The organism is Escherichia coli, assembly GCF_036503815.1.
In the GTDB taxonomy this organism is placed as follows: domain Bacteria; phylum Pseudomonadota; class Gammaproteobacteria; order Enterobacterales; family Enterobacteriaceae; genus Escherichia; species Escherichia coli_F.
Genome location: NZ_AP027764.1, coordinates 1,503,164 through 1,523,268, shown reverse-complemented (window position 1 = coordinate 1,523,268; position 20,105 = coordinate 1,503,164). Strand labels below are relative to the sequence as shown.

Annotated in this window: 20 protein-coding genes and 6 tRNA genes; 11 read left to right on the top strand and 15 right to left on the bottom strand. The window is 49.8% G+C overall.

Annotated elements, in window-relative coordinates; genetic code table 11:
* Nucleotides 1–3 precede the first annotated feature (3 nt).
* The 3 genes from fryC to glk all read right to left on the bottom strand — a co-directional run bounded on the left by fryC (nt 4) and on the right by glk (nt 2,783).
* Nucleotides 4–1,251: a PTS fructose transporter subunit IIC gene (fryC, locus tag AABJ99_RS07350; RefSeq protein ID WP_000985313.1), complete on the bottom strand. Its 1,248-nt coding sequence runs from the start codon at nt 1,249–1,251 to the stop codon at nt 4–6.
* A 21-nt stretch (nt 1,252–1,272) separates the two neighbouring features.
* The gene (fryB, locus tag AABJ99_RS07345) at nt 1,273–1,599 is read right to left on the bottom strand and encodes a PTS fructose transporter subunit IIB (protein WP_000038455.1); all 327 of its coding nucleotides are present in this window, start codon (nt 1,597–1,599) and stop codon (nt 1,273–1,275) included.
* Between the two features lie 218 nt (nt 1,600–1,817).
* Nucleotides 1,818–2,783 carry a glucokinase gene (gene glk, locus AABJ99_RS07340; protein ID WP_000170346.1) on the bottom strand — a complete coding sequence of 322 codons (966 nt, stop codon included), beginning with the start codon at nt 2,781–2,783 and terminating at the stop codon, nt 1,818–1,820.
* 203 nt (nt 2,784–2,986) lie between these two features.
* Here glk and yfeO point away from each other — a divergent pair, with 203 nt between their 5' ends.
* Entirely contained in the window at nt 2,987–4,243 is a 1,257-nt protein-coding gene (yfeO, locus tag AABJ99_RS07335; RefSeq protein WP_000903122.1) for an ion channel protein, read from the top strand.
* 114 nt (nt 4,244–4,357) lie between these two features.
* The gene (gene ypeC, locus AABJ99_RS07330) at nt 4,358–4,684 is read left to right on the top strand and encodes a DUF2502 domain-containing protein YpeC (RefSeq protein ID WP_000490072.1); all 327 of its coding nucleotides are present in this window, start codon (nt 4,358–4,360) and stop codon (nt 4,682–4,684) included.
* Between the two features lie 141 nt (nt 4,685–4,825).
* On the opposite strand, the gene mntH is transcribed toward ypeC, so the two are convergent.
* Both mntH and AABJ99_RS24980 read right to left on the bottom strand, forming a co-directional pair.
* Nucleotides 4,826–6,064 (bottom strand): Nramp family divalent metal transporter, encoded by a 1,239-nt coding sequence (gene mntH / locus AABJ99_RS07325; protein WP_000186373.1) that lies wholly within the window; start codon nt 6,062–6,064, stop codon nt 4,826–4,828.
* Entirely contained in the window at nt 6,057–6,101 is a 45-nt protein-coding gene (locus tag AABJ99_RS24980) for a hypothetical protein (RefSeq protein WP_418517219.1), read from the bottom strand. The genes mntH and AABJ99_RS24980 overlap by 8 nt, the downstream gene beginning before the upstream one ends.
* A gap of 298 nt (nt 6,102–6,399) precedes the next feature.
* Here AABJ99_RS24980 and nupC point away from each other — a divergent pair, with 298 nt between their 5' ends.
* Entirely contained in the window at nt 6,400–7,602 is a 1,203-nt protein-coding gene (gene nupC / locus AABJ99_RS07320; RefSeq protein ID WP_001317971.1) for a nucleoside permease NupC, read from the top strand.
* A gap of 142 nt (nt 7,603–7,744) precedes the next feature.
* Here the strand turns inward: nupC and pdeA are convergent, their stop codons facing one another.
* The 3 genes from pdeA to AABJ99_RS07305 form a co-directional block, all read right to left on the bottom strand.
* Entirely contained in the window at nt 7,745–9,934 is a 2,190-nt protein-coding gene (gene pdeA, locus AABJ99_RS07315; RefSeq protein ID WP_001353055.1) for a bifunctional diguanylate cyclase/phosphodiesterase, read from the bottom strand.
* Nucleotides 9,935–10,140: 206 nt separating this feature from the next.
* Nucleotides 10,141–10,216, bottom strand: a tRNA-Ala gene (locus tag AABJ99_RS07310).
* A gap of 39 nt (nt 10,217–10,255) precedes the next feature.
* Nucleotides 10,256–10,331 (bottom strand) — tRNA-Ala (locus AABJ99_RS07305).
* Between the two features lie 220 nt (nt 10,332–10,551).
* On the opposite strand from AABJ99_RS07305, the gene yfeC reads away from it, so the two are divergent.
* Entirely contained in the window at nt 10,552–10,911 is a 360-nt protein-coding gene (yfeC, locus tag AABJ99_RS07300) for a YfeC-like transcriptional regulator (RefSeq protein WP_000472023.1), read from the top strand.
* A gap of 1 nt (nt 10,912) precedes the next feature.
* A complete protein-coding gene (yfeD, locus tag AABJ99_RS07295) occupies nt 10,913–11,305 on the top strand; it encodes a MerR family transcriptional regulator (protein WP_000826498.1) in 393 nt (130 codons plus the stop codon).
* 50 nt (nt 11,306–11,355) lie between these two features.
* On the opposite strand, the gene gltX is transcribed toward yfeD, so the two are convergent.
* Complete coding sequence (gene gltX, locus AABJ99_RS07290; RefSeq protein WP_039020922.1) at nt 11,356–12,771, bottom strand: glutamate--tRNA ligase; 1,416 nt, start codon at nt 12,769–12,771, stop codon at nt 11,356–11,358.
* Between the two features lie 258 nt (nt 12,772–13,029).
* Here gltX and AABJ99_RS07285 point away from each other — a divergent pair.
* From AABJ99_RS07285 to AABJ99_RS07270, 4 genes are all read left to right on the top strand, one after another.
* Nucleotides 13,030–13,105 (top strand) — tRNA-Val (locus AABJ99_RS07285).
* Between the two features lie 43 nt (nt 13,106–13,148).
* Nucleotides 13,149–13,224 (top strand) — tRNA-Val (locus AABJ99_RS07280).
* Between the two features lie 46 nt (nt 13,225–13,270).
* A tRNA-Val gene (locus AABJ99_RS07275) sits at nt 13,271–13,346 on the top strand.
* Between the two features lie 4 nt (nt 13,347–13,350).
* Nucleotides 13,351–13,426: transfer RNA gene (locus AABJ99_RS07270), tRNA-Lys, on the top strand.
* Between the two features lie 110 nt (nt 13,427–13,536).
* Here AABJ99_RS07270 and xapR read toward each other — a convergent pair.
* From xapR to xapA, 4 genes are read right to left on the bottom strand one after another with little or no spacing between them, the layout of a single operon-like run.
* Nucleotides 13,537–14,421, bottom strand: a complete 885-nt coding sequence (gene xapR, locus AABJ99_RS07265; protein ID WP_000442947.1) for a DNA-binding transcriptional regulator XapR — start codon at nt 14,419–14,421, stop codon at nt 13,537–13,539.
* A 40-nt stretch (nt 14,422–14,461) separates the two neighbouring features.
* Nucleotides 14,462–14,620: a DUF1427 family protein gene (locus AABJ99_RS07260; protein WP_000651752.1), complete on the bottom strand. Its 159-nt coding sequence runs from the start codon at nt 14,618–14,620 to the stop codon at nt 14,462–14,464.
* Nucleotides 14,621–14,672: 52 nt separating this feature from the next.
* Complete coding sequence (gene xapB, locus AABJ99_RS07255; RefSeq protein ID WP_000020390.1) at nt 14,673–15,929, bottom strand: xanthosine/proton symporter XapB; 1,257 nt, start codon at nt 15,927–15,929, stop codon at nt 14,673–14,675.
* A gap of 60 nt (nt 15,930–15,989) precedes the next feature.
* On the bottom strand, nt 15,990–16,823 hold the full coding sequence (gene xapA / locus AABJ99_RS07250; RefSeq protein ID WP_000283878.1) for a xanthosine phosphorylase: 834 nt from the start codon (nt 16,821–16,823) through the stop codon (nt 15,990–15,992).
* A gap of 248 nt (nt 16,824–17,071) precedes the next feature.
* Here xapA and yfeN point away from each other — a divergent pair, with 248 nt between their 5' ends.
* Entirely contained in the window at nt 17,072–17,836 is a 765-nt protein-coding gene (gene yfeN, locus AABJ99_RS07245) for an outer membrane protein OmpK (RefSeq protein ID WP_000716371.1), read from the top strand.
* A gap of 38 nt (nt 17,837–17,874) precedes the next feature.
* Here the strand turns inward: yfeN and yfeR are convergent, their stop codons facing one another.
* On the bottom strand, nt 17,875–18,801 hold the full coding sequence (gene yfeR / locus AABJ99_RS07240; protein WP_001109794.1) for a LysR family transcriptional regulator: 927 nt from the start codon (nt 18,799–18,801) through the stop codon (nt 17,875–17,877).
* A gap of 89 nt (nt 18,802–18,890) precedes the next feature.
* On the opposite strand from yfeR, the gene yfeH reads away from it, so the two are divergent.
* Nucleotides 18,891–19,889 carry a bile acid:sodium symporter family protein gene (yfeH, locus tag AABJ99_RS07235; protein ID WP_000765612.1) on the top strand — a complete coding sequence of 333 codons (999 nt, stop codon included), beginning with the start codon at nt 18,891–18,893 and terminating at the stop codon, nt 19,887–19,889.
* Here yfeH and ypeB read toward each other — a convergent pair.
* Nucleotides 19,886–20,104 carry a DUF3820 family protein gene (gene ypeB, locus AABJ99_RS07230; RefSeq protein WP_000410201.1) on the bottom strand — a complete coding sequence of 73 codons (219 nt, stop codon included), beginning with the start codon at nt 20,102–20,104 and terminating at the stop codon, nt 19,886–19,888. The genes yfeH and ypeB overlap by 4 nt on opposite strands.
* Nucleotide 20,105 lies beyond the last annotated feature (1 nt).

Here is a 20,105-nt window from a genome sequence, read left to right as displayed (position 1 = left end):
TTCTTACAGGCTATCGATTAACAATTTGCCTTTACGGAACATCATCAGACGCAGGAACACCACCATCAGCGCAGTAATGATTGCTCCCAGCGCGATCCCCGCCATATAGACACCGAGGTTAGTGACCAGCGGCCATGCCCAGATAGCAGATTCCGGGAACCATTGAACTGCACCCAGCCAGACAGCGGCGGTTGAGCCGACAATCGCGCCAACCATATAGGACGGAATAGCGGTGATGGGGCTTTCCAGCGCAAACGGAATCGCACCCTCACTGATCCCCATAAAGGCAAGGAACATGGCGGTTTTACCCTGCGGATAAAGCTGAGCGTTGAACAGGCGTTTGCCGGTTAAACGACGGTCAATAATGGTCGCCAGACCCAGACCAATCGGTGGAATAACGATAGCGATAGAACGTGCGGTGACCGGTAATACGTGGTCAGTGGTAAAGCTGAAGGCAACGAAACCTGCTGCTTTGTTGATCGGGCCACCAAGGTCGATTGCTGTCGCTGCTGCGATACCCATCGCATACATTAGCGCGCCCTTCTCACCTGCGGCAGTCAGCACGGCACGAATACCGCCGTTGATCCAGCCACCAAATGGGGTGATGACGTAGTACATCGCCAGCATGACAAAAATGGCGGAAAGAATCGGTAGCAAAAATGTGGTTTTGAACGCTAACAGGAAATCCGGTAACTGGATTTTCTGGTTCATCCACTTCACAAGGTAACCCGCAACGATAGAAATAATCAGGGCACCAATGAAGGTGGACGGCACCGGCGAAGAGGTCGCCCATTGCATCGTGCTGGGATCGAAGTTCAGCAGTTGCGTCGGCTGGGTAGACATCAAGCCGCCGATAAAACCAGCCGGGAATGCCAGTTTGCCGCCGATGGAGTTCGCCACAAAAGCGGCAAACATCGGTATGGCAAAGCCAAACAGCACGCCACCAAAGGACTGTGACAGCCAGGCAAACTTCAGTAAGGAGAGGTCGAAACCGGAGAATTTCCCGCTATTAAGAGCATCCATGATGCCGATATCCGCAGGAATTTTAAGCCAGCTATAAGCAATCAACTGGCTGAAAGCGAGGATCACACCGCCCATAATTAAGGTTGGCACCATGCGTGAAATCCCTGACATCACATGCTGCGGGAGCTCACCCCAGAAGCTGGTTTTAGAGGCCTGCGGATTCTTAATTGCCGCTGCCGCACCGGATGCGCCAGGCACAACGGTTGCACTGCGTTTTTTAATGGCCATAACAATTATCCCTGTCGAATATTACTGTTGTTCAGCGGCAATCATCTCTTCGATTTCTTTGATGATGCCCGCAGCGTTTTTAATTGCGTCCTGCAAAGTGATTTCATAAACGTCGCGTGATTCGAAACGTTCGTTATCTTCCGGGGTAACCGCCACGGAGTGGATGATGATGGTCGCTTCGGCGATATCCTGCGCGGTCAGACGATTCTGGATGCCGTCCGCACCCTGGGTTTCAATTTTCACTTCATAACCGGCTTCTACCGCCGCTTCTTCCAGCGCCTGAGCGGCCATAAAGGTGTGAGCCAGGCCCATTGGGCAGGCACATAAGGCAATCAGTTTCTTACTCATCGTTAATTCCTCGTTCAGTGATAGTTGATGAGTGAAATTATGAACGTGCAAAACAAATCGCCGTTACCAGACAAATAATGCATTTACTGGAGAATTAATCCCGCTGTACGGAAGTGTGACGCAGGTCGGCCTTGTGAGGGGACACAAAGAAAAATAGGATTAACTGTTTGATTTAAAAGATTATCGGGAGAGTTATCTCCCGATTTGACAGGAAGGATTTACAGAATGTGGCCTAAGGTCTGGCGTAAATGTGCGCCGGAGCCGAGAAGGCCCGGATTGTCATGGACGATGAGATACACCGGAATATCATGGACATATTCTTTAAAGCGCCCTTTATCTTCAAATGCGGCACGGAAACCAGAGGCTTTGAAGAACTCAAGGAAGCGCGGCACGATACCACCGGCAATAAACACGCCGCCAAATGTCCCGAGATTGAGCGCCAGATTGCCGCCAAAACGGCCCATAATGACGCAAAACAGCGACAACGCGCGGCGGCAATCGGTGCAGCTGTCAGCCAGCGCACGTTCGGTAATATCTTTTGGCTTGAGATTTTCTGGCAGGCGGTTGTCGGCTTTCACAATCGCGCGATACAAATTCACCAGACCAGGGCCAGAAAGCACGCGCTCTGCCGAAACATGACCAATTTCTGCACGCAGTATTTCGAGGATAATGGCCTCTTCTTCACTATTCGGCGCAAAATCAACGTGACCGCCTTCGCCTGGCAAGCTTACCCAGCGTTTATCAACATGAACCAGATGCGCAACCCCAAGCCCCGTTCCGGCACCGTAAACCGCAATAGGCTTACCTTCGACTGGTTCTGCGCCACCAAACTGAATCAGATGCTCTTTTTTCAGCATCGGGATCGCCATCGATACAGCGGTAAAATCGTTAATAATTTCCAGATGGCTAAAACCGAGATTCTTTTTCATTTCGGCAATTGAGAACGCCCAGGTATGGTTGGTCATTGCCACCCAGTCACCGGTAATGGGGCAAGCGATGGCAATACAGCCGTCTTTCACCTCGACCTTATGTTCTTCAAGATAAACGCGAATGACCGCTTCGAGGCTCGGGTAATCAAGCCCTGAATAGGTCTTAGCCTGCGAGATTTCACCACTGGCAATATCACACAGAGCAAGACGTGCGTTGGTGCCGCCCACATCACCGACTAATGCATACTTTGTCATTCTTCAACTGCTCCGCTAAAGTCAAAATAATTCTTTCTCACACTGTAAATACCTGGGGGCATAACAACAACGCCGGAAAGGCAGGCTCCCTGTAAATATCGATCTGGGTCACACAATTACTTTATCGTTTCAGCACCAATTGCAGCGATGCCTTTTTGCAAGCTGGGCAAACTAAGTATCTGACCCTGCATAAGGAATAGAACATGCTCCATCCGCGAGCCAGAACCATGTTGTTATTATCACTCCCCGCCGTGGCAATTGGGATTGCGTCCAGTCTTATTCTGATTGTGGTGATGAAAATCGCCTCGGTATTACAGAATTTGCTCTGGCAACGACTGCCGGGAACTCTGGGGATAGCCCAGGATTCACCTTTCTGGATCATCGCCATATTAACGCTAACAGGTATTGCGGTGGGGTTGGTTATCCGTTTCAGCCAGGGGCATGCTGGACCAGACCCCGCCTGTGAACCGCTGATCGGCGCACCCGTTCCGCCCTCTGCGCTACCAGGACTTATCGTAGCATTAATTCTTGGTCTTGCTGGCGGCGTCAGTCTCGGGCCGGAACATCCGATCATGACCGTCAATATCGCCCTTGCGGTTGCGATAGGCGCTCGTCTGTTACCGCGCGTCAACCGGATGGAATGGACTATTTTAGCCTCTGCCGGAACTATCGGCGCGCTGTTTGGCACACCTGTTGCGGCGGCGTTGATATTTTCGCAAACCTTAAATGGCAGTAGTGAAGTCCCGCTATGGGATCGTCTCTTTGCGCCGTTAATGGCGGCGGCGGCTGGTGCGCTAACCACCGGATTGTTTTTCCATCCTCATTTTTCGCTGCCCATTGCGCATTATGGGCAGATGGAGATGACCGATATTCTCAGCGGTGCAATTGTGGCGGCGATTGCCATCGCAGCAGGGATGGTTGCCGTATGGTGTCTGCCACGGTTGCACGCGATGATGCATCAGATTAAAAATCCGGTGCTAATGCTGGGAGTTGGCGGATTTATTCTCGGTATTCTGGGGGTTATTGCTGGACCGGTTTCGCTATTTAAAGGGCTGGATGAGATGCAGCAGATGGTGGCAAATCAGGCTTTCAGCACCAGCGATTACTTTTTGCTGGCGGTGATTAAACTTGCCGCTCTCGTGGTTGCTGCCGCCAGCGGCTTTCGCGGTGGGCGAATATTCCCGGCAGTGTTTGTCGGCGTGGCATTAGGATTGATGCTGCATGAGCACGTTCCCGCTGTCCCGGCGGCAATAACCGTTTCCTGCGCTATTCTCGGCATCGTGCTGGTGGTAACACGCGATGGCTGGTTAAGTCTTTTTATGGCGGCAGTCGTTGTACCCAATACCACATTGCTACCGCTGCTCTGTATCGTCATGCTTCCGGCATGGCTGTTATTAGCAGGTAAGCCGATGATGATGGTCAATCGTCCGAAGCAACAGCCACCCCACGATAACGTTTAGCAAAAAATGCTCTCCTTTATGATTTAAGAGTTATGGCGATGATACGGGGCTTTACCTCCCCGTAATATTGCGTTAACAGGCCGCTGACGGCTTCGATCGTGAAGGAGAATAACAATGTTCAGGTCACTGTTTCTGGCGGCCGCCCTGATGGCATTTACCCCGCTTGCGGCAAACGCAGGTGAAATCACCCTACTGCCATCAATCAAATTACAAATTGGCGATCGCGATCATTACGGTAATTACTGGGACGGTGGTCACTGGCGCGACCGTGACTACTGGCATCGCAATTATGAATGGCGTAAAAACCGCTGGTGGCGTCATGATAATGGCTACCACCGTGGCTGGGATAAGCGTAAAGCGTATGAGCGTGGCTATCGTGAAGGCTGGCGCGATCGTGACGATCATCGCGGAAAAGGCCGCGGACATGGACACCGCCATTAAACACATTCGCCAATGGAGCACAATGCCTGATGCGACGCTAGTGCGTCTTATCAGGCCTACAAACCGTCTCTTTAACGCGTAGGGCGGATGAGGCGTTTTACGCCGCATCCGCCAGTGATGCCTGGTACGACGCCAGTTGAACTATAGCCCCAGCGCCGTACCCACTAACAACCAGATATTCAGCGCCACTACCAGCACCACAATCACCCAGCCTATCTGTTTTACGCGTTTGCTGTTCACCAGATCGCCCATCAACCTACTGTCACTGGTAAAAATTAGTAGTGGAACCAGCGCCAGAGCGATACCAAAACTTAACAGCACCTGACTCATAACCAGAATCCGTGTCGGATCTAATCCCATCAGAATGACAATAAATGACGGCAACATGGTAACGGTGCGACGCACCCACAGCGGGATATGAAAACGAATGAAGCCCTGCATCACTACCTGCCCCGCCAGTGTCCCCACAACCGTTGAGGACAGTCCCGCAGCAACCAGGCTTAAACCAAAGACCGTTGCCGCAGCATGGCTTAACAACGGTTGCAGCGTCAGATAAGCCTCATCAAGATCGGCAACGCCAGTATGACCGGAAAAGTGGAACGCCGCCGCGGCCGTAGCCATCATCGCCAGATTGACAAAACCGGCAATAGTCATAGCGATAGCCACATCCCATTTGGTGGCAGAATAACGTTGTTGACGCGAACCACCATGTAAATGCTGAGTCAGCGAAGAGTGTAAATAAATCACGTGCGGCATAATCGTCGCCCCCAACACACCTGCCGCCAGGAAGACTGCCTCCGAGGTGGGTAAACTCGGGATTACCATTCCTTTACCCAGTTGCGCCAGGTTAGGCTGGGAGAAAATCAACTCGACAATGTAAGCCGCAGCAACAAACAGCAGTAACCCGCCAATCACTTTCTCCAGCGGTTTTTGCCCTCGACGTTGCAGCATTAAAATCAGGAAAGTCGCGATCCCCGTCAGCACAGCGCCCTGCAACAGCGAAACACCCAGAATGAGTTTAAAACCGATCGCCGCACCAATAAATTCTGCCAGGTCGGTTGCCATCGCAATAATTTCTGCCTGAACCCAATAGAACCACACTACGGGACGCGGATAGTGATCGCGAATCTGCTCCGCCAGGTTTTTACCGGTGGCAATCCCCAGTTTGGCAGACAGTATCTGAATCAGCATCGCCATCAGGTTGGCCCAAACGACAACCCACAGTAGCTGATAGCCGAAGCTGGCCCCGGCCTGAATATTGGTCGCAAAGTTACCAGGATCGATATAACCAATCGCCGCAATGAACGCAGGTCCCATTAATGCGAGCCTCATCTTGCGCGCCGCCCGTCCGCTGCTACTCTCAACGCGATAGTTAGTCATCTTGTGCCTCTAAAACATAGCCTTTGCTATGTTTCATGCTATGCCAAACGAGAATGATTATCAAATTCATTTAAGTGGATTGTGATGATTTCTTTGATAGACCAGAATTATGACGACGAAAAGATTGATGACTTGAATGTTGTGATTATGTTTAATGTTAGCACATTTACATAACTTTCAGCTTCCATACACAACATAGCAGAAATGTATGACAGCTCACTATTTTTGAAGCTTGTCACAGGACGTCATTATAGTGTGTGTCAGATCTCGTTTTCCTTAACCATGTTACATAGAATGTGCACGGAAATTTAACCTGCCTCATATTTGGAGCAAATATGGACCGCGTCCTTCATTTTGTACTGGCACTTGCCGTTGTTGCGATTCTCGCACTGCTGGTAAGCAGCGACCGCAAAAAAATTCGTATCCGTTATGTTATTCAACTGCTTGTTATCGAAGTGTTACTGGCGTGGTTCTTCCTGAACTCCGACGTTGGTTTGGGCTTCGTGAAAGGCTTCTCCGAAATGTTTGAGAAACTGCTCGGATTTGCCAACGAAGGGACTAACTTCGTCTTTGGTAGCATGAATGATCAAGGCCTGGCATTCTTCTTCCTGAAAGTGCTGTGCCCAATCGTCTTTATCTCTGCGCTGATCGGTATTCTCCAGCACATTCGCGTGTTGCCGGTGATTATCCGCGCAATTGGTTTCCTGCTCTCCAAAGTCAACGGTATGGGCAAACTGGAATCCTTCAACGCCGTCAGCTCTCTGATTCTGGGTCAGTCTGAAAACTTTATTGCCTATAAAGATATCCTCGGCAAAATCTCCCGCAATCGTATGTACACCATGGCAGCTACGGCGATGTCCACCGTGTCGATGTCCATCGTTGGTGCATACATGACGATGCTGGAGCCGAAATACGTCGTTGCGGCGCTGGTACTGAACATGTTCAGCACCTTTATCGTGCTGTCGCTGATCAACCCTTACCGTGTTGATGCCAGTGAAGAAAACATTCAGATGTCCAACCTGCACGAAGGTCAGAGCTTCTTCGAAATGCTGGGTGAATACATTCTGGCAGGTTTCAAAGTTGCCATTATCGTTGCCGCGATGCTGATCGGCTTTATCGCCCTGATCGCTGCGCTGAACGCACTGTTTGCCACTGTGACTGGCTGGTTTGGCTACAGCATCTCCTTCCAGGGCATCCTGGGCTACATCTTCTATCCGGTTGCGTGGGTGATGGGTGTTCCTTCCAGTGAAGCACTGCAGGTGGGCAGTATTATGGCGACCAAACTGGTTTCCAACGAGTTCGTTGCGATGATGGATCTGCAGAAAATCGCTTCCACGCTCTCTCCGCGTGCTGAAGGCATCATCTCCGTGTTCCTGGTTTCCTTCGCTAACTTCTCTTCTATCGGGATTATCGCCGGTGCGGTTAAAGGCCTGAATGAAGAGCAAGGTAACGTGGTTTCTCGCTTCGGTCTGAAACTGGTTTACGGCTCTACTCTGGTGAGTGTGCTGTCTGCGTCAATCGCAGCACTGGTGCTGTAAGTCCAATTCATTAATTAAAAAGCCGGGGATAATTCCCCGGCTTCAATTCCATGTAGGCCTGATAAGCGTAGCGCATCAGGCATTTTTCTGTTTGTCATCAGCCACAAAAGCCGGGGATAATTCCCTGCTTTTTTTACGCCTGTTAATCAGCTAATGGCTGAGGGCGACCAATCAAATACCCTTGCAGATATTGCACCCCGAGCTTATGCAATAGCGCCTGCTGCTGTGGCGTCTCGACAAACTCCGCGACCACACTCAATGACTTCGCTTTCGCCAGATCGGTAATTGATCTCACAATCATCGCATCCAGCGTGTTCGTGACGATATCTTTCACAAAGACGCCATCAATTTTAATGATATCAGCCTGCAAACGCTTTAGCCGTTCGTAGTTGGCATAGCCGGTGCCAAAATCATCAATCGCAATCCGGAAACCAAACTTATGCAGCTGCTCGATGTTGTACATACTGCTTTCTGCGTTAGAAAACGCCTGTTCCTCGGTGATCTCAAGAATGACCGCCTGCGGGGAGATGTGATAACGCTTAAACAGACGAATAATCCGCCCGGCAATATTTTTTTGCAGCAGCGTGAGCGGCATTAAATTGACTGAAAAGCGCGGACCTTTCTTGTCGCAGGGGTGTGTTGCCAGCCACTTCAACAGGGATTCCAGCACTTGCAAATCAAAACGCGCGCTAAGGTTAAACTGAGCAATAAGGGGCAGAAACTTATCCGGGGTCATAATGCCGCCGTCATATTTCAGTCGCGCGAGGATCTCATCATAACCTTCACCCTCTTTGTTGCGAATTGGCTGGGCGTAGAGCAGCAAATCCCCCTGATCTAACGCCGTGCGAATGGTATTCAGCAATAGCACCTGTTTAGTGGTCTGCCCGGAAACCATCTCCTCTCTGCTATCCAGCGCCAGCACATGATGATGTGCGCAGGATTGCTCCGCCAGCCAGCTTAACTGCCCCAACAAGGGTTGCAGGGTTTCCTGATTTCCATCAAAACGCCCCCAGGCAGCACCATAGCCCATATCCAGCCCGGTATTGTTCCAGTGAATTTGCCGACTATTCAGGATGTTAACCATATGCTGAAGTCGCCCTTCCGTTTCCGGCCCGCTCAGTACTAATAGCAGTTCACTCCCCGGCAATTGATACAACTTTTCGTTTTCCTGCATCAGCGGCATTAACGTACGGTAAATTGAGCGGATACAGTGAACGCGCATCATTAACCCGTAATGACGACTCATAAACTCAAGGTTATCAATACGCAGGCAGCAAAAACTCTTGCCAGCCTCTTGCTCTGGTGCTTGTTCCAACGCGCGAAAGTTGGGTAAGAGCGTTAACGGATCGGTCAGCGCCTGCAAATGCCAGCGTCGGTTAAGCCATTCACTACGATGATAAATGCGCACCATATAGAGCAGGCAAACACTAAAGGAAATCAGCACCGCGAGAATAAATGCCAGCGAATATTCGGTTTGTACCCCTTGCAAAAAGTTCTGGTTGTAATTCAGAAGGCAAAGCGTTGAAACAGCCCAGGTGAGATTTAAAAACGGATAGCGAAGCTTACCGACCCCGAGGGTAAAGATGATAAAGAAAACAGGTACCAGGTAACCGGCAATGAAGTCATTTTCATACGGTGTACACATCAGAAGTAGCAGCACGCTAAGAGCTGCCAGCCAGCTTAAGGTAAATACGCGTTTCTCTTTGCTCAACGACGGAGCGATATCCCTGCGCCACAGGATCTGCGCAAAGTGGGGACTTACAATCATGCGGGTGAGATAGTAAAACAGCATGTTGTAAATCAGCACTGCGGTGAAAAGGCTTAGCAAATCAACGACCGTGAAAATGGCATCCGCATCGCCGAAAAAGGTAGATATCTTTAGCGGAAAATCAAAGAAATTCCCCACAAGATACATGCTGCATTTGATGCCAATCGGTGCCACCAAACCAAGCCAGAAGAGACGTTGCCAGACGTATCGGCTGGTCAAACCATAACGCCAACGCGTTCCCAATTGCCAGCGTAATATTGCACAGGCACACAGGACTGCAAACGTCTGGCTGCCGAGCATGACGGAGTTCTGTAAAAAAGAGAGATGAAAATTCCACAGATTGGTGCAAAACATCCCGCCTAAAACAGGAACGACACCGCGCCAGCCAAAGATAAACAAGATTGCCAGCATTACGCACAGTGGCATCCACGCCAAAAAGATATAACTGGAATGGATAACGGCAAGTGGCGAAATAAAACGGGATAGCTGAATAAGTACCACGGTGAGCGTAAACGCTAGTGTGAATATCTTGATATTTTTTATCAGGTTATGCTCCACAAACATGAGTACACTACTCTCACTGATCGGGGTTTTCAGGCACACAAATAATAAGTTTATTCGCATCGCGAAGCAAACAGGGGCCAGCCTGTTGCTGTTTTTTCAGTCAGTGATGCATTCACCACACGGCACTGCCAGGATGTAGACTGTATTACAAAAGCGGCAAAAGGCAGAGACAAAAAACCCCCGCTTTACAGCGAGGGTTTGAAATTTGGTGGAGCTAAGCGGGATCGAACCGCTGACCTCTTGCATGCCATGCAAGCGCTCTCCCAGCTGAGCTATAGCCCCACGAGTCGTTTACGTACCAAATTTGCTGGGTGCAAAATTTGGTGGAGCTAAGCGGGATCGAACCGCTGACCTCTTGCATGCCATGCAAGCGCTCTCCCAGCTGAGCTATAGCCCCATCACGTAAAGCTTGTCGAGTTGACGGGCGGCATCATATGAATTCCGCCCGAATGTGTCAACGGCAAATTGCAGCGTGTAGTTTCAATCGCTGAAAAATCAGGCAAATGAACAATTTTGGAAAACCGCTCGCATTCAGTAGTTATTCATGTCACGGTTTCCTGTAAAGTGGTGTTATAAAATGAACCGCTAATAGACCTACATACATTCAGGGAATTGTTATGTTCAAGGAGAGGATGACGCCAGATGAACTTGCCAGACTGACCGGTTATAGCCGTCAGACCATTAATAAATGGGTACGCAAGGAAGGCTGGACGACGTCACCAAAACCAGGCGTCCAGGGTGGCAAAGCCAGACTGGTTCACGTCAATGAACAGGTTCGTGAATATATTCGCAATGCTGAACGTCCGGAAGGTCAGGGAGAAGCACCTGCCCTGTCTGGTGATACGCCGCTTGAAGTGTTACTGGTGACACTGGCGAAAGAGATGACGCCAGTTGAACAAAAACAGTTTACATCCTTGCTTCTGCGGGAAGGGATTATCGGGTTATTACAACGCTTAGGGATTCGCGATAGCAAATAATATGAAAAGATTACGCAATAAAATGACCACCGAAGAACTGGCGGAATGCCTCGGTGTGGCTAAACAAACTGTTAACCGTTGGATCAGAGAGAAAGGCTGGAAAACGGAAAAATTTCCCGGCGTGAAAGGCGGTCGCGCCAGACTTATTCTGGTCGATACGCAAGTTTGCGAGTTTATTCAGAACACGCCAGCCTTCCATAACACACCGATGCTTCTGGAAGCCGAAGAACCCCTTGCCGAATACGCACCGGGTATTCGCACTCCTGCTTATCGGCAAATCATCAGCGCAATAGACAACATGACTCACAGTGAGCAAGAAAAAGTTGCGCAATTTTTGTCACGTGAAGGAATTCGTCATTTCCTTGCTCGTCTCGACATAGATGAATCAGAATAAATAAAAAACGGCAGGGGTATCTCTCCTGCCGTTTATCTTTTATGCGCTAATTACTGCTGATTTTCGCGTTCCGCAATAAAAGCCAGCGCTTTGTTGATACGCTCGATACTGCGGGTCTTACCGATTGCGTGAACGGTAACATCCAGCGCCGGAGACTGCCCCGCACCGGTTACGGCGACACGCAGCGGCATACCAACTTTACCCATACCCACTTCCAGCTCATCCGCCGTCGCCTGAATAGCGTGATGAACGTTTTCAGCGGTCCAGTCAGTAATCGCGGCCAGTTTGTCACGAACCACTTCCAGCGGCTGACGCGCTACCGGACGCAGATGTTTTTTCGCGGCGTCGGCATCGAACTCAGCAAAATCTTCGTAGAAATAACGGCAGCTCTGAGCCATCTCTTTCAGCGTCTTGCAGCGTTCACCCAGCAGTTTTACCAGATCAGCCAGTTGCGGGCCGTTACGGGTATCGATATTTTCCTGCTCAATGTGCCATTGTAAGTGAGTAGCAACATACTCCGGCGGCAGCGCGTTAATGTAGTGATGGTTCAGCCACAGCAGCTTGTCGGTGTTGAACGCACTGGCAGATTTGCTGACGGCATTCAGAGTGAAGTATTTAATCATCTCTTCACGAGTGAAGATTTCCTGATCGCCGTGGGACCAGCCCAGACGCACCAGATAGTTCAGCAGTGCTTCAGGCAGATAACCTTCATCACGATACTGCATTACGCTGACCGCCCCGTGACGTTTGGACAGTTTTTTACCGTCATCGCCGTTGATCATAGAAACGTGCGCGTAAACCGGTACCGGCGCTTTCAGAGCCTTAAGAATGTTAATCTGGCGCGGTGTGTTGTTGATATGGTCTTCGCCACGGATAACGTGGGTGATTTCCATATCCCAGTCATCGACAACCACACAGAAGTTATAAGTTGGGGAACCATCGGTACGGCGGATAATCAGATCATCCAGCTCCTGGTTGCTGAACTCGATCGGACCACGGATCTGATCGTCAAAAACAACAGAACCTTCCTGCGGGTTAGCAAAACGTACGACACACGGCTCATCATCAGCGTGATGCTCATGACTGTGGCGGCAGCGACCGTCATAACGCGGCTTCTCACCTTTCGCCATTTGCTCTTCGCGCAGCGCTTCCAGGCGCTCTTTAGAGCAATAGCATTTATAAGCTGTGCCCTCTTCCAGCATCTGATCGATCACCGCGTTGTAGCGATCAAAACGTTTGGTCTGGTAGTACGGACCTTCATCCCACTCCAGACTCAGCCAGTTCATGCCATCCATAATGGCTTCGATAGCTTCCGGCGTGGAACGCTCAAGATCGGTGTCTTCAATACGCAGCACGAACTCACCGCCGTGGTTACGTGCAAAAAGCCAGGAGTAAAGAGCAGTACGCGCGCCGCCAACGTGCAGATAGCCTGTTGGGCTTGGCGCGAAGCGAGTTTTGATTTTCATGAAATGGCCTTACGTTTAGAAAGATGCCGACAACCGGCAAATCCTGGAAAAATTGAGTGGGCGATATTCTATCACTCCCGCCTGATTCCTCAATGTAGTTCGGGTTGCTACATGATGCATTATTGTTTTCGTTGAGAAATTGCGCAACACGGTCTGTTTTGCGATCATCTTGCTTAAATTTACGACGAACGAACAATTTCTTTAGAAAATGCGTTGACTCATTTTGAACTCTCCCTATAATGCGACTCCACACAGCGGGGGTGATTAGCTCAGCTGGGAGAGCACCTCCCTTACAAGGAGGGGGTCGGCGGTTCGATCCCGTCATCACCCACCAACTACTTATGTAGTCTCCGCCGTGTAGCAAGAAATTGAGAAGTGGGTGATTAGCTCAGCTGGGAGAGCACCTCCCTTACAAGGAGGGGGTCGGCGGTTCGATCCCGTCATCACCCACCACTTTCTCGCCAGCTAGATTTCTTGTAACAATGTGAAGTACCGAAGTGGGTGATTAGCTCAGCTGGGAGAGCACCTCCCTTACAAGGAGGGGGTCGGCGGTTCGATCCCGTCATCACCCACCACTTCGGGTCGTTAGCTCAGTTGGTAGAGCAGTTGACTTTTAATCAATTGGTCGCAGGTTCGAATCCTGCACGACCCACCAATGTAAAAAAGCGCCCTAAAGGCGCTTTTTTGCTATCTGCAATTTGCGAAATTGCCTGATGCGCTTCGCTTATCAGACCAACTATGTCCGGCAGTTCCCGTGCCTCTCATCTACTGCGCCAACGCCGCCAGCAGTTTAACCAGCGCGGGCGTCACCTGCTGCGTTTCATAAACAATATATAAGTCTGCCGGGATGCGTTCTTTGAGCGGACGGAATATGACACCGGGCCAGTTCATCTGCGCGTAGCTGTCCGCTATCAATGTGATACCAATACCCATACTGACCATGGCGAGTACCGTTTGCGGTTCATTAACTTCGCGAATAACAACCGGTGAAAATCCCACCTGCTGGCAAACTCGCTGCAAAAAATCCCAGTCAGTGTACACGGGCGGCATTGTAACGAAATACTCGTCACGTAGCGCTTCCAGCGGGACGGTGGAAAATGATGAGAGATGATGCTCTTCAGGCATCGCCACCAGAAACGCCGATTCATGCAACCGTAAGCTGGTAAAACCAGTCGGTGGTTCTGTCGCCATTCGCCAGATCCCGGCATCAAGTTCGCGGCGTTCCAGCAAGGCCATTTGCATCGCGGGCATCTTTTCGCGAAACAGAACTTCAACGTTAGGATTTTCTCTAAGGAATCGCCGCATAACCGGGCGCATCCGTCCCCACATTGCCGTTCCCACAACCCCGAGTTCAATCCGCCCTGCTTCTCCCCGACCTATTTGTTCAACCCGAGCCAATATATTATTTGCATTCACCAGCAATCGACGCGATTCTTCCATCAAGATTTTGCCCGCGTGTGTCAGTACGACGCTGCGCGAATGGCGAATAAAAAGCTGCGTGCCGAGTTGATTTTCCAGCTCTTTAATATGAATACTGAGCGGAGGCTGAGACATATTTAAACGCGCTGCTGCGCGACCAAAATGCAACTCTTCCGCTACGGCAAGAAAATAACGGAGCAACTTAAGATCTGTTCTATATACGCGTTCCATAATTAAGTGCTCCATATAAAAAATACATCGTATTAAATTATCATGGCATAAAGTATTTCACCACCAGATATCCGACATACATAAACACGATGGATAATATACCCGGCAATACATTTGGAACAGGAATAGGTAATCGCACGATTGTAAACAAAGCACCAATGCCAAAACCAACGCCAGAAGAAAATAAAATATCTTTCACTAATTAACCTTTATCATAAAAGCAGCCCCAAGGAACAGAGCTGCGAATCCTTTTAATGTGTAACTGAACGATGCGTTATCTTTTCAGGGTCATGGTTATATTTAAACCCAAAGAAAAATATCACTGCGAGGAAAAGAGCATACCCTGCAAACATCAGCCAAATGGTATGCCAATCTTTTACGCCATCCACCGAGAAGTAATCCACTGCCATACCGCTCAGAATCGAGCCAACCCATGCGCCGACGCCATTTACCATCGTCATAAAAAGGCCCTGGGCGCTGGCACGAATGCTAGAATCAACTTCCTGTTCGACAAAGACCGAACCAGAAATATTGAAGAAATCGAATGCACAACCGTAAACAATCATCGACAGCAACAGCAAAATAAACCCGGTTGGTGATGGATCGCCATAGGCAAAGAAGCCAAAGCGCAGCGTCCACGCCACCATACTCATCAGCATGACGGTTTTAATACCGAAACGCTTCAAAAAGAACGGTATCGTCAGAATGAAACCGACTTCAGCCATCTGTGAAACTGACAGTAAAATGGACGGATATTTCACCACGAAGCTATCAGCAAACTCAGGATTACGGGCGAAATCATGCAGGAACGGGTTGCCAAAAACGTTGGTAATTTGCAGCACCGCACCCAGCATCATGGCGAAGAGGAAAAAGATAGCCATGCGTGGATTTTTAAACAGCACGAAGGCATCCAGACCCAGCTTGCTGGCAAGCGATGTAGTCGCTTTTTTCTCCGCAACCGGAATCTTCGGCAAAGTCAGCGCATAAGCCGACAGCAGCAATGACGCACCGGACGCGATATACAGTTGCAGACTACTCAATTCCAGATGAAGCAGGCTTACTGCCCACATGGCGACAATGAACCCCACCGTACCAAAAACGCGAATGGGCGGGAAAGCGGTCACCGGGTCAAGCCCTGCCTGGGCAAGACAGGAATAAGAGACGCTGTTCGATAACGCAATAGTCGGCATAAACGCCATCGCATTGACTAACATCACCCAAAACATCATATCCGGATCAGTTACGGATGCCGCATAAAAAAGTACGCCCGCACACACCAGGTGACACAGCATGTATGCACGTTCTGCACGCAGCCATTTGTCTGCGATGATCCCCATTATACCAGGCATAATAATCGCGGCGATCCCTTTGGAACTGTAAACCATGCCAACATTAGCGCCGGTGAAATGAAGGGTATTAATCATGTAAGAACCGAGGGTAACCAGCCAGCTCCCCCAGATAAAATATTGCAAAAAGGACATTACCTTTAAGCGCAAAGCGATGCTCATAATCGTTTCCTTGTCGCATCATATGGCCTCACTCAGTGAGGCCGTTTATTGTTGTTTTACTCAGGCAATTTTGCGCAGAAAGCCGCAAATAAGATTAATAAAGTTTTGCTTTGAGAGTTCCGCTGCTGCCAGCGTTTGGGCATGAGAAAGCTTCACGTCACTCAGACCTTCCGCCATGTTGGTAATCGCAGAGACCGCAACGACTTTAAGTTCGCAATGGCGAGCTGAAATAACCTCAGGCACCACAGACATACCAACAACATCCCCACCAATAATTTGCATCATGCGAATTTCCGCCGCAGTCTCGAAATTCGGCCCCGGATACGAGACGAACACGCCCTCCGTCAGAGGGAACCCCTCTTCTTTCGCCACTTTTTGTAACAGTGCGCGGTATTCCGCATCGTAGGCATTCGCCAGCGAGAAGAAGCGCTCACCAAAACGTTCATCATTAAGACCCACCATCGGCGTTCCCGGCATGGTGTTGATGTGATCTTTCAATGCGACCAGACTGCCGGCCCCCACTTCAGGACGCAGTGAGCCAGCCGCATTGGTGCAGAACAGCAACTCGCAGCCCAGCAACTTAAAGGTACGGATTGCATCCGTCATGATGGTCATCCCACGACCTTCGTAGAAATGTCCGCGACCTTTCATGCACGCCACTGGCACCCCCTGGAGATAACCCAGCACCAGCTCACCCGCATGACCGTGTACGGTACTTACCGGGAACCCAGGCAGCTTTTCGTAGGAAATTGCGACCGCGTTCTCAATCTGATCGGCCAGCGCGCCCAGCCCGGAACCTAAAATAAAGGCCACTCGTGGCGTGAAATCAGGTTTATAAGTCTTGATAATATCTACGCAATACAGTGGGTTATGAGAAAACTGAGCCTGATACATATATATCCTTTTTTTGTAGGGTGGAATCTAACGCCTTTTTATAACGAGATTGCCCTACCTCATACCAATACACTTTTTTCATGTATCCGATAGTTATTCGATATCGATATATTTATATTTTTTCACTATTAATAGGCTGAAAAAACTGTATTGGTACTCTCCTTTCCCTTGCATTAACAATATGCCGCTTTTAATCAACCTTTTTATTAAGCAATCAACTAATAACGATCGGCATAGGGAATTATGCTATGAAAAAACATCTTTTTACTCTGACACTCTCTTCTGTATTGGCGATACCAGCAGTATCCCATGCAGAATTTAAAGGCGGTTTTGCTGATATAGGTATTCATTATCTTGACTGGACTAGCAGAACCACTGAGAAATCGTCGACCAAATCACACAAAGATGATTTTGGATATCTGGAACTGGAAGGCGGCGCTAACTTTAGTTGGGGAGAAATGTACGGGTTCTTCGACTGGGAAAACTTTTATAATGATCGTCATGATAAACAGGGTAGCGAGCAGCGTTATACATTTAAAAATACCAACCGTATTTACCTGGGTGACACCGGATTTAATCTCTACTTGCATGCGTATGGCACCTACGGTTCTGCGAATCGTGTGAATTTCCATGACGATATGTTCCTTTACGGGATCGGCTACAATTTCACCGGCAGCGGTTGGTGGTTCAAACCGTTCTTTGCAAAACGCTATACAGACCAAACCTATTATACCGGCGATAACGGTTATGTCGCCGGTTGGGTTGCAGGTTACAGCTTTATGCTGGGCAGTGAGAAATTCACCCTCACCAACTGGAACGAGTACGAGTTTGATCGTGATGCCACCTACGCGGCAGGTAATGGCGGCAAAGAAGGTCTGAACGGTGCCGTCGCACTTTGGTGGAATGCAACTTCACACATCACCACAGGGATTCAGTATCGTTATGCGGATGACAAACTGGGCGAAGATTTTTACCAGGATGCGATAATCTACTCCATCAAATTTAATTTCTGATTGATTACTGCCGGAGCTCCCGGCAGTATGAATTCACTCTATATCTGATACAACGGATCCCCTTCCCGCCCAGCCATTAGCGCATTGCCCTGGTCTCGTACTACGTCCCATAACGCTTCAGCGGCGGTGGAAAGTGAACGGTTCTTCCTGCGCACCAGCATCAACTGGCGTTCAACCACCGGCGTAATGCGCTTTACCACCAGTGGGCTACCTTCAGGCAATGGTAGCGCCAGTGCGGGAAGAATACTGATGCCGATGCCTGCGGCTACCATCGGGAACAGCGTCGCCGGATGACCAATCTCCTGCACAATATTCGCCTGAATACCATTGCGCGCCAGCGCTGCGTCAATCAGCGGTCGGCTGCCTGACGCGTAATCCTGCAACACCAGTTTCGCTCCCTGTAATGCCTGCCAGGGTACATAATCTTCCACGGCCAAAGCGCTATCGCGATGGCAAAGCAGAAAGAAAGGCTCGGAAAGAATCGCTTCACATTGCAGATCGCCCACTGGGCCTGGATCGATGACGATGCCAAAATCGACATCTCCCTGGCGAATACTTTCCATCACCCACTGCTGCGGACGATCGTGCAGGACAAACTGAATATCGGGATAGCGGCGATGGCTTTCAGCAATGCATTGCGGAATAAGATGCGCGGAAATGGTCTGGCTGGCAGCGACCCGAACTTTTCCGCTCAGTTGTTGCCCCATACGCCCGGTATCGCGCAACGTGCTGTTAAGTTCATCCAGCAGTCGCTCAAGACGCAAAGCCAACTGCTGCCCTGCATCTGTAAGCACCACTTCACGCGTGGTTCTGTCCAGCAGGCGAACACCAGTATGATTTTCCAGCTCCTTCACACTGTGACTCACTGCCGACTGGCTCAGGCCGATACGCTCTCCTGCACGACTAAAACTTTTCTCCTGCGCTACTGTGACGAAAACCTTTAATTGCTTTAAAGAATAATTCATCTGTTTTCTTCATGAATGGATGCAATAAATCAATTTTATTTCTCAAACTGGAAGAAGCACAATAGAACCATCGATCATCTGGAGTCTTTATGAAACTTTTCCGTATCCTCGATCCTTTCACCTTAACCCTGATCACTGTGGTGTTGCTGGCCTCTTTCTTTCCGGCCAGGGGCGATTTCGTTCCCTTCTTTGAAAATCTGACTACCGCAGCTATTGCTCTGCTGTTCTTTATGCACGGCGCGAAGTTGTCGCGTGAGGCGATTATTGCTGGCGGTGGTCACTGGCGACTGCATTTGTGGGTAATGTGCAGCACCTTCGTGCTGTTTCCGATTCTGGGCGTGCTGTTTGCGTGGTGGAAACCGGTAAATGTCGACCCGATGCTCTACTCCGGTTTTCTCTACTTGTGCATTCTCCCCGCGACCGTGCAGTCTGCAATCGCCTTCACGTCAATGGCGGGCGGTAACGTCGCGGCGGCGGTTTGTTCTGCGTCAGCATCCAGCCTACTGGGGATTTTCCTTTCACCGTTGCTGGTTGGCCTGGTGATGAATGTTCACGGTGCAGGGGGCAGCCTTGAGCAGGTAGGTAAGATAATGCTGCAACTGCTGCTGCCGTTTGTGCTGGGACATCTTTCTCGCCCTTGGATTGGCAACTGGGTGTCACGAAATAAAAAATGGATTGCGAAAACTGACCAGACGTCCATTCTGTTGGTGGTTTATACTGCGTTCAGCGAAGCCGTCGTTAACGGCATCTGGCATAAAGTTGGCTGGGGATCATTGCTATTTATCGTGGTGGTTAGCTGCGTTCTTCTGGCTATCGTGATTGTAGTTAACGTCTTTATGGCACGCCGACTGGGCTTCAATAAGGCAGATGAAATTACTATCGTCTTTTGTGGTTCGAAAAAGAGTCTGGCAAATGGCATCCCGATGGCAAACATTCTGTTCCCCACATCGGTGATCGGTATGATGGTGCTGCCTCTGATGATTTTCCATCAGATCCAATTGATGGTCTGTGCGGTGCTGGCGCGTCGATACAAACGCCAGACCGAACAGTTACAGGCGCAGCAGGAAAGCAGCGCCGATAAAGCTTAAAGCGGACGCTTCAGGGGCTGGACCAGTTGCGTCAGCCCCTCGGTTTTAATCAGCAGCGTGATTTGCATTAGCTCACCGAGCTTCCCTGCCGGGAACTCATCTTTGCGGGCAAACCACAGCAGATACTCCTCCGGCAGGTCGATTAAGCGGCGCCCTTTGTACTTGCCAAACGGCATTATCGTATTGGCTATTTCAATCAGCTGCTCTTTTTCCATC

Bases quoted from the DNA above. Each gene is read 5' to 3' on its own strand.
- yfeN (WP_000716371.1), top strand. From the start codon at position 17,072: ATGAAAAAACATCTTTTTACTCTGACACTCTCTTCTGTATTGGCGATA.
- mntH (WP_000186373.1), bottom strand. From the start codon at position 6,064: ATGACTAACTATCGCGTTGAGAGTAGCAGCGGACGGGCGGCGCGCAAG.
- fryB (WP_000038455.1), bottom strand. From the start codon at position 1,599: ATGAGTAAGAAACTGATTGCCTTATGTGCCTGCCCAATGGGCCTGGCT.
- yfeH (WP_000765612.1), top strand. From the start codon at position 18,891: ATGAAACTTTTCCGTATCCTCGATCCTTTCACCTTAACCCTGATCACT.
- nupC (WP_001317971.1), top strand. From the start codon at position 6,400: ATGGACCGCGTCCTTCATTTTGTACTGGCACTTGCCGTTGTTGCGATT.
- ypeC (WP_000490072.1), top strand. From the start codon at position 4,358: ATGTTCAGGTCACTGTTTCTGGCGGCCGCCCTGATGGCATTTACCCCG.
- yfeD (WP_000826498.1), top strand. From the start codon at position 10,913: ATGAAAAGATTACGCAATAAAATGACCACCGAAGAACTGGCGGAATGC.
- fryC (WP_000985313.1), bottom strand. From the start codon at position 1,251: ATGGCCATTAAAAAACGCAGTGCAACCGTTGTGCCTGGCGCATCCGGT.
- yfeC (WP_000472023.1), top strand. From the start codon at position 10,552: ATGTTCAAGGAGAGGATGACGCCAGATGAACTTGCCAGACTGACCGGT.
- ypeB (WP_000410201.1), bottom strand. From the start codon at position 20,104: ATGGAAAAAGAGCAGCTGATTGAAATAGCCAATACGATAATGCCGTTT.
- pdeA (WP_001353055.1), bottom strand. From the start codon at position 9,934: ATGTTTGTGGAGCATAACCTGATAAAAAATATCAAGATATTCACACTA.
- glk (WP_000170346.1), bottom strand. From the start codon at position 2,783: ATGACAAAGTATGCATTAGTCGGTGATGTGGGCGGCACCAACGCACGT.
- xapA (WP_000283878.1), bottom strand. From the start codon at position 16,823: ATGTATCAGGCTCAGTTTTCTCATAACCCACTGTATTGCGTAGATATT.
- yfeR (WP_001109794.1), bottom strand. From the start codon at position 18,801: ATGAATTATTCTTTAAAGCAATTAAAGGTTTTCGTCACAGTAGCGCAG.
- xapR (WP_000442947.1), bottom strand. From the start codon at position 14,421: ATGGAACGCGTATATAGAACAGATCTTAAGTTGCTCCGTTATTTTCTT.
- xapB (WP_000020390.1), bottom strand. From the start codon at position 15,929: ATGAGCATCGCTTTGCGCTTAAAGGTAATGTCCTTTTTGCAATATTTT.
- yfeO (WP_000903122.1), top strand. From the start codon at position 2,987: ATGCTCCATCCGCGAGCCAGAACCATGTTGTTATTATCACTCCCCGCC.
- gltX (WP_039020922.1), bottom strand. From the start codon at position 12,771: ATGAAAATCAAAACTCGCTTCGCGCCAAGCCCAACAGGCTATCTGCAC.